At 48.2% G+C, this 15,441-nt stretch carries 14 protein-coding genes; 8 read left to right on the forward strand and 6 right to left on the reverse strand.

Going from position 1 to position 15,441, the window contains the following annotated elements; all coding sequences use genetic code 11:
• Positions 1 to 67: 67 nt before the first annotated feature.
• The 4 genes from AC6R03_RS07300 (at position 68) to AC6R03_RS07315 (ending at position 5,349) form a co-directional block, all read left to right on the forward strand.
• Complete coding sequence (locus AC6R03_RS07300; protein WP_500630995.1) at positions 68 to 1,234, forward strand: oligogalacturonate lyase family protein; 1,167 nt, start codon at positions 68 to 70, stop codon at positions 1,232 to 1,234.
• A gap of 121 nt (positions 1,235 to 1,355) precedes the next feature.
• On the forward strand, positions 1,356 to 2,789 hold the full coding sequence (gene uxaC / locus AC6R03_RS07305) for a glucuronate isomerase (protein WP_500630996.1): 1,434 nt from the start codon (positions 1,356 to 1,358) through the stop codon (positions 2,787 to 2,789).
• The gene (locus tag AC6R03_RS07310; RefSeq protein ID WP_500630997.1) at positions 2,786 to 4,780 is read left to right on the forward strand and encodes a heparinase II/III domain-containing protein; all 1,995 of its coding nucleotides are present in this window, start codon (positions 2,786 to 2,788) and stop codon (positions 4,778 to 4,780) included. Before uxaC ends, AC6R03_RS07310 begins: the two co-directional genes overlap by 4 nt.
• Positions 4,781 to 4,959: 179 nt before the next feature.
• Complete coding sequence (locus AC6R03_RS07315; RefSeq protein WP_500630998.1) at positions 4,960 to 5,349, forward strand: MAPEG family protein; 390 nt, start codon at positions 4,960 to 4,962, stop codon at positions 5,347 to 5,349.
• Positions 5,350 to 5,385: 36 nt separating this feature from the next.
• Here the strand turns inward: AC6R03_RS07315 and AC6R03_RS07320 are convergent, their stop codons facing one another.
• Positions 5,386 to 6,408, reverse strand: coding sequence for an acyltransferase (locus AC6R03_RS07320; protein WP_500630999.1), 1,023 nt, complete (start codon positions 6,406 to 6,408; stop codon positions 5,386 to 5,388).
• A gap of 468 nt (positions 6,409 to 6,876) precedes the next feature.
• Between AC6R03_RS07320 and AC6R03_RS07325 the strand changes: the two genes are divergently transcribed.
• From AC6R03_RS07325 to AC6R03_RS07335, 3 genes are all read left to right on the forward strand, one after another.
• Positions 6,877 to 7,146, forward strand: a complete 270-nt coding sequence (locus AC6R03_RS07325; RefSeq protein ID WP_500631000.1) for an EF-hand domain-containing protein — start codon at positions 6,877 to 6,879, stop codon at positions 7,144 to 7,146.
• Between the two features lie 124 nt (positions 7,147 to 7,270).
• Positions 7,271 to 8,593 carry an efflux RND transporter periplasmic adaptor subunit gene (locus AC6R03_RS07330; RefSeq protein WP_500631001.1) on the forward strand — a complete coding sequence of 441 codons (1,323 nt, stop codon included), beginning with the start codon at positions 7,271 to 7,273 and terminating at the stop codon, positions 8,591 to 8,593.
• Positions 8,590 to 11,694, forward strand: coding sequence for an efflux RND transporter permease subunit (locus AC6R03_RS07335; RefSeq protein WP_500631002.1), 3,105 nt, complete (start codon positions 8,590 to 8,592; stop codon positions 11,692 to 11,694). The genes AC6R03_RS07330 and AC6R03_RS07335 overlap by 4 nt, the downstream gene beginning before the upstream one ends.
• 620 nt (positions 11,695 to 12,314) lie before the next feature.
• On the opposite strand, the gene AC6R03_RS07340 is transcribed toward AC6R03_RS07335, so the two are convergent.
• Entirely contained in the window at positions 12,315 to 12,710 is a 396-nt protein-coding gene (locus AC6R03_RS07340) for a PaaI family thioesterase (protein WP_500631003.1), read from the reverse strand.
• Positions 12,711 to 12,759: 49 nt separating this feature from the next.
• On the opposite strand from AC6R03_RS07340, the gene AC6R03_RS07345 reads away from it, so the two are divergent.
• The gene (locus AC6R03_RS07345) at positions 12,760 to 13,038 is read left to right on the forward strand and encodes a DUF134 domain-containing protein (RefSeq protein ID WP_500653652.1); all 279 of its coding nucleotides are present in this window, start codon (positions 12,760 to 12,762) and stop codon (positions 13,036 to 13,038) included.
• Here AC6R03_RS07345 and nqrM read toward each other — a convergent pair.
• The 4 genes from nqrM to cydB form a co-directional block, all read right to left on the reverse strand.
• Entirely contained in the window at positions 13,025 to 13,255 is a 231-nt protein-coding gene (gene nqrM, locus AC6R03_RS07350) for a (Na+)-NQR maturation NqrM (RefSeq protein WP_500630959.1), read from the reverse strand. The genes AC6R03_RS07345 and nqrM overlap by 14 nt on opposite strands.
• The gene (locus tag AC6R03_RS07355; RefSeq protein WP_500630958.1) at positions 13,255 to 13,773 is read right to left on the reverse strand and encodes a NifB/NifX family molybdenum-iron cluster-binding protein; all 519 of its coding nucleotides are present in this window, start codon (positions 13,771 to 13,773) and stop codon (positions 13,255 to 13,257) included. Before AC6R03_RS07355 ends, nqrM begins: the two co-directional genes overlap by 1 nt.
• Before the next feature lie 410 nt (positions 13,774 to 14,183).
• A complete protein-coding gene (gene cydX / locus AC6R03_RS07360) occupies positions 14,184 to 14,291 on the reverse strand; it encodes a cytochrome bd-I oxidase subunit CydX (protein ID WP_203514106.1) in 108 nt (35 codons plus the stop codon).
• Positions 14,292 to 14,303: 12 nt separating this feature from the next.
• Complete coding sequence (cydB, locus tag AC6R03_RS07365) at positions 14,304 to 15,440, reverse strand: cytochrome d ubiquinol oxidase subunit II (protein ID WP_500630957.1); 1,137 nt, start codon at positions 15,438 to 15,440, stop codon at positions 14,304 to 14,306.
• Between the last annotated feature and the right edge of the window lies 1 nt (position 15,441).

Below are 15,441 nucleotides of genomic sequence, written 5' to 3' on the forward strand. Positions count from 1 at the left end.
GTTTAAATCATGATTGGCCACCTCCTCGGAGGTGGCTATACCAATTAAGAATTTAGGAGAATTTAAAATGGCCAAAGGTAATGTGATTCAACTGGGCTTTGAAACCTTCGTTGATAGCGATACCCAAGTGAAGGTAACGCGTCTGACACCGACTGATGTGATTTGTCACCGTAACTACTTCTACCAGAAATGCTTCACCAAGGATGGCTCAAAGCTCCTATTTGCTGGCGATTTTGACGGCAACCGCAACTACTACCTATTGGACTTAAAAACTCAGCAAGCGACTCAGCTGACAGAAGGTGCGGGCGATAATACATTCGGCGGTTTCATCTCTGACGACGACCGCTCTTTCTTCTACGTGAAAAACGAACTCAACCTGATGAAGGTTGACCTCGAAACACTAAACGAAACTGTCGTTTACACCGTTGATGAAGAGTGGAAAGGCTACGGCACTTGGGTAGCAAACTCAGAGTGCACTAAGTTGGTGGGCATTGAGATCCTTAAAGCGGATTGGCAACCACTGACTTCTTGGGAAAAATTCGCTGAGTTTTACCACACCAACCCAACTTGTCGCTTAATCAAAGTGGACATCGAAACGGGTGAGTTGGACGTGGTTCACCAAGATAACGCATGGCTAGGCCACCCAATCTACCGTCCATTTGACGACTCAACCGTTGGCTTCTGTCACGAAGGTCCACACGATCTGGTTGACGCACGTATGTGGTTGGTTAACGAAGATGGCTCAAACGTTCGTAAGATCAAAGAGCATGAAGAAGGCGAATCTTGCACGCACGAATTCTGGATTCCAGATGGCAGCGCAATGGCTTACGTGTCTTACTTCAAAGGTCAAACGGATCGCGTGATCTATAAAGCGAACCCAGAAACGCTTGAGAATGAAGAAGTGATGGTGATGCCACCATGTTCTCACCTAATGAGTAACTTCGACGGTTCTTTGATGGTGGGTGACGGCTGTGATGCGCCGGTGGATGTGGCAGACGCAGAAAGCTACAACATCGAGAACGACCCGTTCCTATACATCATGAACACCAAGAATAAGAGCTTTGCGAAACTGGCTAAGCACAGTACCTCTTGGGACGTGCTAGACGGTGATCGTCAGATCACTCACCCACACCCATCGTTCACACCAAACGACGATGGCGTACTGTTCACCAGTGACTTTGAAGGTGTGCCTGCAATCTACATCGCAGACCTACCAGAAGAGTACAAGAACTGATTCTGACTGACGAATCCAAGGCCAGCCGCCGATCGGTTGGCCTTTTCGTTGCTTTCACCCCACTCGCACACGCGGCTGGGGGGATGCCATAACTTAAGGCTCAATACTTAAGGCTGGTTCAATGAACAATCACTATATTCACGACAATTTTCTCCTCAACTCGACACTCGCTCAGCACCTCTATCACAACTACGCCGCGCCCATGCTCATTATTGATTATCATAATCACTTGGAAGCGCAGGACATCTTAGACAACACCCCCATTCACAACTTGGCCGAAGCTTGGCTGCACAGCGATCACTATGTGTGGCGTGCGATGCGCAGCAACGGCGTGGATGAGCACTTTATTACCGGTGCGGCGAGTGACGCTGAGAAATTTGCCAAGTGGTGCGAGTCTGTGCCGTATTTGCTCGGTAACCCGCTCTACCAATGGTCGCATCTTGAGTTAAAGCGCTTTTTTGAGTGTGATTTGCTGATAAACCCTGACAACGAGCAAGCCATTTGGCAGCATTGCCAACAGCAACTGGCGACTCAGCCGTTGACCACCCGTGAGGTGCTCACCTCGCTCAAGGTCAAAACGCTCTGCACCACCGACTCTCCGCTGAGTGATTTAAGCGCGCACGCCGCGCTCAAGCAATCTGATTTTTCCGTACAAGTTCTGCCGACGTTTCGCGCCGATGAGCTGCTGGCGTTCGATACCCCTGCTGCGCTGCAGACGGTGACGGGTAAATTGGCGGTGCTGACGGGCAATCCAATCGAACACTGGGATGACTATCTTGCTGCCATTGATGCACGCATAGAGACTTTCCATGCGCTCGGCTGCCGCTTGTCTGATCTCGGCTTAACGCAGGTGGCGTTTACACCATGTACGCCAGAAGAGGCTAAAGCAGCGTTTTCAACCCTGCTCAATGGACAAGCGCTGAGCGAGTCTGAACAAGTGGCGCTGCGAACTCGTCTGTTTATTGAGCTTGGCCGACGTTATCACCACTATGGCTGGAGCATGCAACTGCACATCGGCGTGTTGGTCAACGTCAACCAAAGGCGCAAACAGGCACTGGGTGGCGGCACCGGGTTTAGCATCATCAACGATCTGTCGATTGCTCAGCCACTGGCGCAGTTGCTCAGTGCGCTGGATGAAAGTGCCGAGCTGCCCAATACCGTGCTCTACAACCTCAACCCTAACCACAATGCGGTGCTGAGCTGCATGGCTGGCGCCTTCCAAGACAGCGATCGCGCCGCAGGTAAAATCCAGTTCGGTGCGGCTTGGTGGTTCAACGATCACAAAGATGGCATGGTGGCGCAGCTGACGACGCTGAAAAATCTCGGAGCATTAGGGCGATTTGTCGGCATGTTGACCGACTCACGCAATGTGCTCTCTTTCAGCCGCCACGAGTATTTCCGCCGCGTATTGTGCGATCTGTTGGCGAAGTGGGTCAGCGAGGGTGAGCTTCCTTACGATGAGTCACTACTCAAAACCACGATTGAAAACATTTGCTACTACAACGCCGAGCGCTATTTCGGCTTTTCAACGACTCAGATGGAGACGTCTTCATGATTCAATTTTCTCACTCTGACATGGATCTCATCCGCGAGCGCGCCACCCCTAAGGTGATTGACGCGCTTAAATCCAATAATCAGATTGTGCTCGAGAACGAGATCCTCGTGCCGTGCGATGGCCGCGCAACGTGGAACCTCTACTACTACTGCCCAGAGCACGGTGTGCGCTTGACATGGGATCGCGACAAGCCGCTCTCACACTGCTGCCCAGTGGACGGCAAAGAGTTTACCGGCGAACCGTATGATGGCGCATGGTGGCGCTGGATGAATGGGCTGAACGCCAAAGCGTGTTACGACCTTGGCTTGCTGTGGCAGATCACCAAAGAGCCGCTCTACCTTGAGAAAGTCACGGCGATTTTGCTTGAATACGCCAAGTACTACCCAGATTACGAAATTCACGGTGGCATTCCGTACAACGGCCCAGGCAAAGCCAACGCGCAAACCCTGTGTGAGGCCAACTGCCATATTGATATGGCGCGAGGTTATGATTTCATCCGTGAAGCGCTCAGCGCCGAGCAACAAGCGGTAATTGAGACGCGCCTGTTGCGTGAAGGGGCCGAGTTCCTGATGGAATACCGCACTCCGCAGTTGCACAACCATGAGATGAAAATCAACGCCACCGTGGGTGTGATTGGTCTGATTCTCGATGATTCGCGTTACCTCGATTTCGCGCTCAATACCGATTACGGCCTGCACTATCAGCTCAATCATGGCTGTTTGGGTGAGGGAATGTGGTTTGAAGGCTCGATTCACTACCACTACTACGCGCTGCAAGCGTTAATGAATTTTGAGAAGATCGCGTGCAACACGCCCTATTCGGTCGCCTCAAACCCGAATTACCTCAAGTTGCTGACTTTCCCGCTCAGTTTGGTGATGAACACCGGCGCCTTCCCGCGTCTTAATGACTGTATCGCAGGGCAAGAGCAGCTTACCCATGCGCACATTTTTGAGTTTGCTTACCGACAAACCCCATGTGAGCCGTTTGCACGCATGCTCAGCAGCATCTACCAAAACATAGAGCGCGATAACATTGATGCGCTGCTTTATGGCGTAGACACCTTACCGGAGGCGACGCCGCTTGCCTGCCACACGGTACACGCCAAAGAGGCTGGGATCAGCTTGGTGTACGATGACAAACAAGACAACGCCTTGCTACTTAAACACGCGCCCTATGGCGGTGAGCACGATCACTATGACCGCCTTGGCATGGTCTTAACCCGCGCAGGCAAAGAGATTCTGCCAGATCTTGGCACCACAGGTTACGGCGCTGAGCTGCACTACGGCTACTACAAAAACAGCGCGACGCACAACACCTTAGTCGTGAACCAGAAAAACCAGTCTCCTATCAACCCGACCTTGCTGGCCTATCAGCAGAGCGATGCACTGACGGTGATTGATACGCAAGTCGATTGGTCTAAGCCGCCAGCGCAAGTCGATAGCCACACGCTGGAGCATTGGGACAGCAAAGCGTACCAAGATGTGCGTTTTCGTCGTACCTTACTCTGGCTAGGCGATGCAGCGATCGAGCTTAACCGCATCGAGAACCCGCACCAACAGCACCTAGACTTGACCTATCACGTGCGCGGAAAACACCAGTTGGCTCAACGTGGTGAGGCCATCGACAATCCACTTGAAGGCCCATTAGCCCGCATGACAGACACCCAGTGGTTGGCAGAACAAAGCGGCTTAACGCTACGTTATGAGATTGAAGATCAGCCGACATTCAGTCAATTCATCGCCAGCGACACGCCGCTAGGCTTGCTCACGGGCTACGCCCCAGATAACCCAGCCACCAGTGATTTGGCCTACAGTGTGCTCAGAAGCCAAGCGACATTGTGTCAGGTTACGGTACTGCACGATTTGTCTTTAGACGGGCGCTACCAAGGGCTTAATGTTGAGTGGCAAGCTGAGCAAGTGGTCGTGCGTTACCAACGTGATGGGCATTGGCATGAGCTGCGTTATGACTGGACTCAGTGTCAGGTGGTATAAGCAAGCATCGCACACGCATGTCATCGTCATGTGCACTTAACGTGCATACTAACGTGACAGCCACCCTAGATCGGTGATGTGAAAAAGGCAGCGTTCATTGGGCGCTGCCTTTTGTTTCGGCTGGCATAATCCATCGTTCCCCATTATGTTAGAGATGACATCAATCAAGGAGACACACTATGGTAACGGCGCTATACGCGGTGATATTAGCCGGATTATTGATTTCGCTTGCGTGGCAAGTGATCAAACAACGACGCGCAGAGCTCATAAAATACGCTGACGGCGGCGTCGAAGCGCTGGTTTTAGCTCGCAGCGCACACAGCAATGCGGTTGACTATATTCCGATCACTCTGATTTTAATGGCCTTGGCGGAATACAACGGTGTGCATGTCGGCTTTATTCATTTGGCGGGGATTGCGTTTGTGATTGGGCGAGTGCTGCACGCGAAAGCGATTTTATCCGATACGCTAAAGCACCGTATCACTGGAATGAAATTGACCTTCTTCGTCATGGCCGCGCTGATGGTGTTAAACCTCATCGCGCTGCCGTACTCGAAACTGCTTGGATAGATAACAAGAGCGCCGCGTATCAGCGGCGCTTGAGTATCAACGGAACAACCAAGTATTGAGTTTGGTGCCATCCACGGCTTTCACCAGTAGAAACGTCAAAGTGAGTGTACCCACAAAGATACTGGCATCCCGCATCAACCCCTCTAATTCCAACGCCCCGGCGATGTTGAACATCACTATCATCATCGGTAAATGCGCGACGTAAACCGGCAACACGTAGCGCGCGAGCCCCGTCAGCCAATGACCTTGGCCGAGCGAAGGCTTGGTCAATAACCAGAGAAAACAGCCCGTTCCCCACAGCGCGGTCCCAAACAGAAAATCATTGGTGTTGAAAGGCTGGTCATAAAACGACAATCCGTACGCTTCAGCGAAATGAATCAACATCCCTAGCGCCGCCATCGTCAGTGCCTGCGCACTGCTCACGTGCCATTGTTGACGGCGGATCACGATACCCAATGCGAACAGGAGCGTTGAGAAAAACGGCCCGTTACGGGTGAAAAACGGCGACCAAAGATCCGTTACTCCTTGATAGCTGCCTGCCAATACGCCGTAGACATACAGTAGCAACGCCAACGGAATCAACCACTGGGATTGGGAAATATGCGCCAACCCTGCCGCAATCGCCGCCGCTAATACCAACGCCGGGATAAACCACAAGTGCACCAGTCCGCCTTCAAGCAAGGTATTAAGCGGTGTAGAGAGTAAAAACTGCCAGTAGCCCATGCGATCGGCCAAGTACCCTTGTTCCATCACCACATTGAGGTTAAACGGCATCACAAGACAAATCACACTCCACACAACAAAAATGCGCAGTAGCGGCGCGCTGTAGGCTTTGAGCGTCGCGATGGGGTTGGCGTCCAGTTTAGGGGCAATCAAATACCCCGAAATCAAAAAGAACAGCGGCACAGCAAAGCGTGTCGCCTGATTAAAAATGTACCCAAACCAAGGGGTGCCATCCGATAGCCAGTAGGAGAGAAATGGCTGCCCATGCATAGCAACAATCGCGATGATCGCCACCACACGGCCAAGTTCGATACTCTGGATTTTTTCTTTCTGCATAATAATTATCATTGTTAACAACCGGCTGTTAGGTATACCAGCTAACCACGCGCAGGAGGCGGGGTGAAATCAAGGAGTCGGGCAGGAAGGAGGGGATATGTGTTGTTTTTGTGGGGGAGTTCAAATGTTTGGTTGGTGTGGCAGTAGCGTGACTCATTTTTGCCCCAAGACGTGTTTAGAGCGCATGAAACCAACATGAGATGCCTGTACTCTTACCAGAGTACTAGCGGCATAAGTTTCATAATTTCTGTTGCGCTGCGCTTACAAACCGATAAGAACGTAAATCGATATCTACTTAGCCATCTTTACATGCCTTTACATCACATGACGTTATCTTACTTATATTAGTATGTTCTTAAGTAGTGAAACAAAGAGAAGGAAAACGTCATAAAAATCAAAAGCACAATAATCGCGTTACTCGGTATCGTTATTGCCTTCGGAGCAATGGCTGGTGGAATGAATAAAGGCATGAATAACAATATGTCACGCCCAGTATTCTCACAGTTTGATCTCGATGGTGATGGCAAGATAACCGAAGCCGAGTTCAATCAAGCACGCTCAGAACGTATTGCCCAGCGAGCAGAAGAGGGACGTACGTTGAAAAATATCAATCAAAGCCACAGTTTTGCTTCGTTAGATAGCAACGCGGATCGCGCTATCTCTCAACAAGAGTTTAATGCTCATCAAGGCATGGTGAACCCCAAAAATACCATGGGCAAAGGCAAAAACAATCAGTAGCTCAATTCAATCAGGCCTCCATTTGTGAGGCCTGACTTACTTTGAGATCAAGGAAGCAAATCCGCTTATGTTGGTGTGCTACCTTTTGATTAAGGAAAAGCTAATATATAGTAAGGGAATCGCTATGACTAGGTATAGCTGGTTACAAAGGGCTCTGTTTGTTCCTCCTGTTTTGTTGGGCATCGCGTTATTGGTGATCGCACCAGGGATGAAGGCTGAACCGCCTAAAGCGAGTAATACGGCTGCTAAAAAGGTGGTTCGGGTGTTGAAAGTCGAGCCGCGAAATATCCAACCTTCTGCCATCGGATATGGACATACCGAGTCTGTTCAAGACTGGCAGGCACAGTCTGAACTTGACGGCGCGGTTGTGTGGGTTTCTGAGCAATACAAAACGGGCGCTATTATCCGCAAAGACAGCGAACTCCTTAGAATTGACCCCACCTCTTATCAACTTACTATTGCCCGTTTGCAAGCTGAGCTTGAAGTGCTAATGCTAACGAATCAGACCATTATCGATTCGCTCAAGATTGCAGAGAAAGAGTTTGAGGTACAACAGTCAGAATATGCCCGCTCAATCAAATTGAGTGAAACCGGGCATATCTCCAAAACAGAGAAAGACCGCGCGACCAAAGACTTGCTCAGTAGCCAGCAACAGCTCCAGACACAGAAAAACCAACTGGCCATTAATCAAGCGCAGCAAAAGGTTTTGCAAACGGAACTAGCACTTGCAAACCGAGATCTCGAACAAACCGTAATTAAAGCCCCATTTGATATTCGCATTGTCGAAACCTTGGTTGGACTCGCCGAGTATGTCAACAAGGGGGAATTGCTGCTCAAAGCGGATGACATCGATGCCGTTGAGGTTCGCGCGCAGTTTCCGCTTGGTAAAATGCGTCCGCTAAGAATTTCCAATCGCTTTGACTCGCTTGACGAAGATGTTCATAGCAACTTGAGCGCGACAGTCGAGCTCCAAGCAGGCGATAAAGTAATTACTTGGCCTGCCGAGATCAGTCGCTCCGGCGGTGAAATCGATGCCCAGACTCAAAGCCAAAGCCTGGTTGCACAAATCAATCAGCCCTATCAGCAAGCCATTCCCGGGGAGAAGCCACCACTTATTCGTGGGACTTTCGTTAAAGTCACGATTAAAGCACCAATGATGGAGCAACAAGTCCTGCTACCGATAAACGCCATCCATGATGGTAAAGTTTACACTGTCTCTGAAGGTAAACTGAAAAGCAAACCTGTCAGGATAGATTTCGTCCAAGGGCAGGTTGCGGTGATCAAATCTGGCGTGGAATTCGGTGATGTGGTTGTGCTAAGTAAACTTTCACCCGCCGTTGAGGGGATGGCTTTACAACCGCAACCGGATGAGAAAATCGGCCTTTGGTTGGATACGCAGAGCGGATTTAAAGCCCTAAACGCGATTCAGAAAGAGGGCAAATTATGATCGCTTTTTTTGCTCGGCACACCACTGGCGCCAATGTCCTGATGATGGCGGTACTGCTGTTAGGGGCTTTTGCCTTGCCCAAACTGCAGAAAGACACTTTTCCGTTGACGCCGACCAAAAATGTTGAGGTTCGGATCGTTTATCCGGGCGCGTCACCTTTTGAGATGATGGAAGCAGTGTGTTACCCGTTGGAAGATTCTCTCGATAAGCTGAGTGGAATTAAAGAGTTAAGCTGTGATGCCCGAGAGAGTTTGGTCATCGCCAATGTGGAAATCAGCGATGATGAAGACATTGACACTTTAACCAGCGATATTCAACAGCAGGTTAACGCCATCAGTGATTTTCCGGATCGAGTTGAGCAGATCACGGTATCGAAACTGGACCGAGTGGCAACGGTGGCCAGTGTCGCGATTACCGGCAATATGTCAGATAGGGACTTATATCTCTATGCCCAACAAATTAAGCACAAGTTAAAAGAGAGCCCATTGATCGCTCAGGTGACCGTGAGCGGTTTTGCGGATCAAGAAATAGAAATTCGTGTATCGCAGTGGAAGCTGCAGCAGTACGGCCTGAGTGTGTCCGACTTGTCCAATCTAGTACAACAGCAAAGTATCAGCACTCCTGCTGGCGTATTTAGTAATGACTTGGAAGAGATCAGCGTCCGCTTCGACCACTTAGGCAGCAACGTCAGAGACTTCGAAAATATCGTGATTAAATCTAGTGAGACGGGGACTCAGGTTCGCCTCGGTGATGTTGCCGTTATTCAGCAGAAGTTCACTAGCGATGAAAATCAAATCCTGTTCAATGGTCAGCGTGCCGCTTTGCTTCAGGTGTCCAAAACGCAATTTCAAGATACCTTAACGGTCAAAGATGCGATCGTCAGCTTCGTTGAAAAAGAACAGGCGAGAGCCCCTGAAGGCGTCGCTTTAACCATCACCCAAGATTCCAGCACCAATATTATTGAGCGTCTGAGAATCCTCACCAGCAATGGCGCACAGGGATTAGCACTGGCATTTTTGATGTTGTGGGCGTTTTTTAATATTCGCTTTAGCTTTTGGGTCACCATGGGGCTGCCGGTTTCATTCCTTGGCGCCATTTTTGCGATACAACTTCTCGGTTATACCCTGAATATGATGACGCTGGTCGGGCTGATTGTTGCGATTGGTCTGCTAATGGACGACTCGTTGATCATTGCAGAAAACATCGCTGCCAAGAGGCAACAAGGGCTACCCGCGTTTGACGCTGCAGTTGAAGGTACCAAACAAGTCTTCCCAGGTGTGATTGCATCGTTTGCTACCACCATCATGGTGATAGGGCCGCTGATGTTTCTCACAGGCAAGATGGGCGAAGTACTACGCTATATTCCCATCGTGTTATTGATTACCTTGTTTGTTAGTCTGATAGAAGCTTTCTTGATCTTGCCGTCTCATTTGGCACATAGCCATACTGAATCTCGCTCTAATCCTATACGGGACAAGTTTATTGCCGGTTTTGAAAACATCAGAGACAGATTCTTTGTGCCAGTGAGTGTCAAGGCGATGAATGCACCTTATCTTTCAGTAGGGATATTGGTGATGGTGGTGATGATTTCAACCGCTTCCATTTCGTCAGGTTGGCTGAAATTCAAAGCCATGCCTGCCTTGGAAAGTGATGTGCTGCAGGCGCGTATCTTGCTCCCTCAAGGCAGTTTACTGAGCCAGACAGAGGCGGTGGTGGAGAAGGTTTCAAACGCGCTTGATGAACTCAACCAAGAATACGCAGAGAAATACCCAAGCTCAAAACCTTTGGTCGCGAGCACCACGATCATGTTCAACTCAAATGCTGATGCTAATGAGTCGGGGCCGCATATGGCAACCGTCAGTGCCGATCTATTGCCAGCGCAATTTAGGCAGCAGAGCATTAAAGATCTGATCCAAGATTGGAAACAAAAAGTAGGCCCTACGGCGGATGTGGTTTCACTCAAGTTTACCGACAAAGAACGGGGCATTGCTGGCAATGGCATTGATATTCGGGTTCAGGGGGAGTCGTTACAAGAGCTCAATCAAGTCAGCCGCTCGCTGGTGAAATGGTTGAAGGGATTTGACGGTGTCTATAACCTCTCCACCGATCTGCGTGAGGGCAGAACCGAATTTCACGTTAACCTTAAAGATGAAGCTGGCGTGATGGGAGTTAATGCTTCCAACATTGCTCAAACGCTGCGCAGCGCGGTAAAAGGCAGTACTGATCTGACGGTTTTCCAACAAGGCGAGCTGGTGGATATTAGTGTGAGACTGGATGAGTTTACGCACCAAGCTAGCCTGTATGAGTTGAATAACTTGATGGTGACGGCAGGCAATGGAACCCTAGTTCCATTATCAAGTGTTGCGACGTTTGACAGAAAACAAGCCTTCTCGCGAATTCACCGCATTAATGGGATGAACACTGTGGTTGTGCAAGGCAATATCGATACGCGGGTTGCCAATGCGCGTGAAATTATGCTGCAGTTCAATAGCGAATTTGTCTCGCAAACTCAACACAAATTCCCAGACATCACCTTCACCTCGCAAGGTCAGGATAAAGAAAGCTCAGATACGGGCTCCTCGCTGGCGACGTTCTTTGCTCTTGGCGTGGTGGGGATTTATCTTATTTTAGTGTTCCTGTTACAAAGCTACACTCAACCGATTGCTGTGCTGCTGGCAATCCCTATGGGCTGGATTGGTGTGGTATGGGGGCACTTGGGCATGGGGTTCGATTTGACTATTCCAAGCTTGGTTGGCTTTGCTACCTTAGCGGGTATCGTCGTTAACGATAACATTCTGTTGGTCAATTTTATTAAGAAGAATATCGCCCAAGGCGAGCGCTTGATAGACGCTTGTCGAGAGGCGGTACGTGACCGATTTAGAGCGATATTTATCACCTCGTTAACCACATTTGCAGGATTGCTTCCACTGTTAACCGAAACCAGTACGCAAGCGCAATTTCTGATCCCGTTAATTGCCAGTATTGCGTTTGGCTTAGTCTCGGCTACGTTACTCGCGTCAATTGTTGTGCCTTGCGTGCTGCTTATTTTGGACGATTTAAAGCTGACCAAATGGGCAGAAGGTGCTCAATCTTCCCTTTGAGGCCCCTGGGAGTGCATGCTGAACCATGTCATTTAGCCCGGCATGAAAATGGTAGTTTGCGTAGAATTTATTTGGCGATTAAACCCTATCACTGACTGCTGTTTTTTTTGCTTACCGTTAATCTTACTTTTGCTGCATCTCGGCCAATATTTATGGCATGATTTAAACTTACCGGCAGATCGCTAGTACTAGAGCCACTTCCCTTTGTCCTTGACACGAACCAACCATGATCACGAAATGCACTTTTTCTTATATCTCTGTTTGCGTGATGGCCCAAGAAATTTGGGCGAAGAGTCTGAGGTCACTAATAGAGAAGATAATCCGTACTTCGTTAATGTAGCAAAGTCCCTGAAACACTTTCGTCCAAAATCTATCTCCCAACAAGAATCTCACGCTCATCAACTAGTTTTGTTCAGAACCTTCAATAGATGGCACTTCCCAGCTCAGAAGTGCTCCAAAGCAATTTAGATTAGCTAATAATTCTGGAACTAGTAGTTGGTATATATTATCTAAGCGAAATCACTCTCCACAGAATGGCATTTGAATGGTTACAGGGAGGTTTACTACGATGTCAGTCGTATCACAAAGCGATTATCGACATCTCAAGTATGTCTCGGGTATTACATAAATTTAGCTTCAGCAGATGAGTAACAGTCCTTACCGATTAAAATGCGACTCTGCATTAAATACATACCTCTCTTTTCCATGAAGCAATGAGCCTGAACCTGAATTACTGAGTTGAGAGGGATTGGCTTGATATAGCGAACATCAAGTCGAGCTGTCATAGCGCAAACATCACGAGCGAATAGGCAATGAGTCATTGCTGCATCGTGCAATGTAGCAATCACACCGCCCTGCATGACACCTTGATAGCCTTGCACTTTTTTAGTTGGTACAATTTGCCCCACAACACCTCCGTCAGCCGTCAACTCAAAGTGGATGGCACTATGATCGTTGAAAAAAGGCTGGCAGCAAACCGCACATTGTTGGTGATTTTTGGGTATATAAATAGACATAAAATACTACTCAGTTAGAAAAGACGATAAGACTAGAGGTGTAAACAAAGTGGCAAGACCAAAAAAAGAGCGCAACATTTGCCGAAGCGCACCATACGAGAGTTTTAAGCCTAATGGCGTGCCTCTTTCTCAACTCGATAAAGTTGAGCTGTTGGCCGAGGAACTTGAAGCTCTGCGCTTGGCCGATCTCGAAGATCTCAGCCAAGCAGAAGCTGCGGCTAGTATGGGAGTCTCTAGGCAGACATTTGGCAATATTATAAAGCGTGCTCGTGCCAAAGTAGCTCAGAGCTTAGTTCATGGTCAGGCACTCATGTTTAGTCGAGAGTGATAGCCAGAACCTTATCGCCTGATGCCTGCGGTTCCTGTATTTGGTGAAGTACACGCACATGTTCATCGCACGTTTCGACGCAGTTGCACTCTCTTTCTATTTCAATACTAGCCAGCCCACCACAACTGCCTTGTATAGTCTGACGTTTTAGCATTACGCCTATCGCCATGAAAACCACAAAGGCCAAAAAAGTCGCAAAGCTGATTAGGTAAATCATTATTTTTTCTCTTGTTTATCGAGTAAGTTGAACGTTTTCGCCAAGTGATTCATCGTTTGTGGTGAAAGCTTATTAGTGATTATTCTAGGGCTTGTAACTTTTCCTTCACTGTATGTTTCTCGCATACCAATTGCAGTAGCGCGTATTGTACTCCGGCTTGAACACCTCGCTCTATTTTTATTCGCTGACGGCCGAGCAAATTCAATTTGAGTAACAGGAGTCAGTTGGCTTTCATCAAAGCTCTCCAGAGAGAACCCACGCGGTGCACTCAGAACACGAACATTGAGCTTAAACAGTGTACTTAGCATATTAGAACCAATTGAACGAACGACAACAGCATGAATCTGATTATCTTGCAATACCTCGCGCCAAAAGTGCTTATGGCCACAACACGATGATGACTTAGGCAGTTCAAGGATTCGTTTGGTATTTGCTTGGTTGTCCCACAGCATAATTTGAGGGGCTTTAGCAAAATGATTGGAAAGAGAAGATCCGCGGCAGGGAATGGCAAACAACATAGTGCTCTCCTTTATCTGTGTATAAAAGACACCATACAATTAGTTATTGGCATATGCCAATAACTAATTGTGAAATATAAAGATCCATCACCGTATTACTAGTTTGAGCGGCTATTCAGTACACCTTGACTGTGACGCTTATGCTTTTGGGCTTGCCCCGTGATTCAAACACGATGGAGAATGTCTTTCCTGTAAACTTGCGATCTGGCGATACTACCCAGTTAGCTTTCTCGCGAATAGAACGATGGCACTAGCGAGAAAAATCCTGATCTGACTGGGCCAAATACACCTCACATCAGAGAACTTGATTTGACTAAGGGCAGGAACAGCAAATTACTGAGATAGATGTTTTGGGATCTCTACGTTCCCTTTGCGACGCCTTTCGATAACGGTGCATCGTGTTCGGCAGCTCATGAACCATCCTCATCCATCATTTCTGAGTTTTCTAACCATAGAGCGTTAATAATGCCGAATGAGCTCGCTAGTAACACACCTAAAATCCATGCAAAGTACCACATGTGAATTGCTCCCTAGTAAAGTGAATTCTTGTTATTTTCAATAAATTCATTATCGAGACGGCCAAACATTTTGTAGTATGCCCATGAAGTGTACATAAGGATAATAGGCACGAATATAGCAGCTATACCTGTCATTATTTGAAGCGTCAGTTCACTTGACGTTGAGTCCCACATTGTCAAGCTGTGATTTGGTTCCAGATCAGAAGGCATAACGAACGGGAACATTGAGAAGCCCGCGGTCAGTATAATTCCAGTAGATGTAAGGCTAGAGAACAGGAAAGCTAAACCGTTCTTCTCAACTTTGGTTGCTAAAATGGTCAACAGTGGCATTAGTACCCCCAAAAGTGGTGCGATACACATAGCAGGGTAGTCCGCAAAATTTCCCATCCACGCACCAGACTCACGTACTACTTCTTTAGCCAGCGGGTTAGATGCAGCTAGAGTGTTTAGCTCACCAACAATTACATAACCGTCAATAAATTGAACCCAAAAACCTGCTAGAACAAATAGAACAGCAACTGACAGCGACGACTGCGTCGTATACTTACGTGCACGACAATAAACTTCTTCGGTTGTCTTCATTTGCAACCAAGTAGTCCCCATCATCAGAAACATACCCAAACTAATTGCACCACAAAGCAGTGCGAACGGATTGAGCAGACCGAAGAAAGAACCGTGGTAAGTAACCATCATCAGATCATTCAGTGTAAACGGTACTCCTTGAATTAAGTTGCCGAATGCTACACCAAAAATTATCGGTGGGATAAAACCACTAATACTTATAGCTATATCCCAGTTACTACGCCATTTTGAATTTTCGATTTTAGATCGGTAATCCAGCCCTATAGGACGTAACCAAAGAGCTGCCAGTGTCACTATCATAGCAAAGTAAAACCCAGAGAATGAGACTGCATATATTAGTGGCCATGCTGCGAACAAAGCACCACCCGCCGTGATCAGCCATACCTGATTACCGTCCCAGTGAGGTGCAATGGAGTTGATCATCACACGGCGTTCGTTGTCCGTTTTACCGATAATTGGTACCAGGGCACCCACACCCATATCAAAACCATCTGCAATGGTAAAACCAATTAGCAACACACCGACTAGTACCCACCAAATAAATCGAAAAGCTTCGTAGTCAAACATT

This window comes from Vibrio sp. R10-SG-ISO4, from assembly GCF_059834135.1.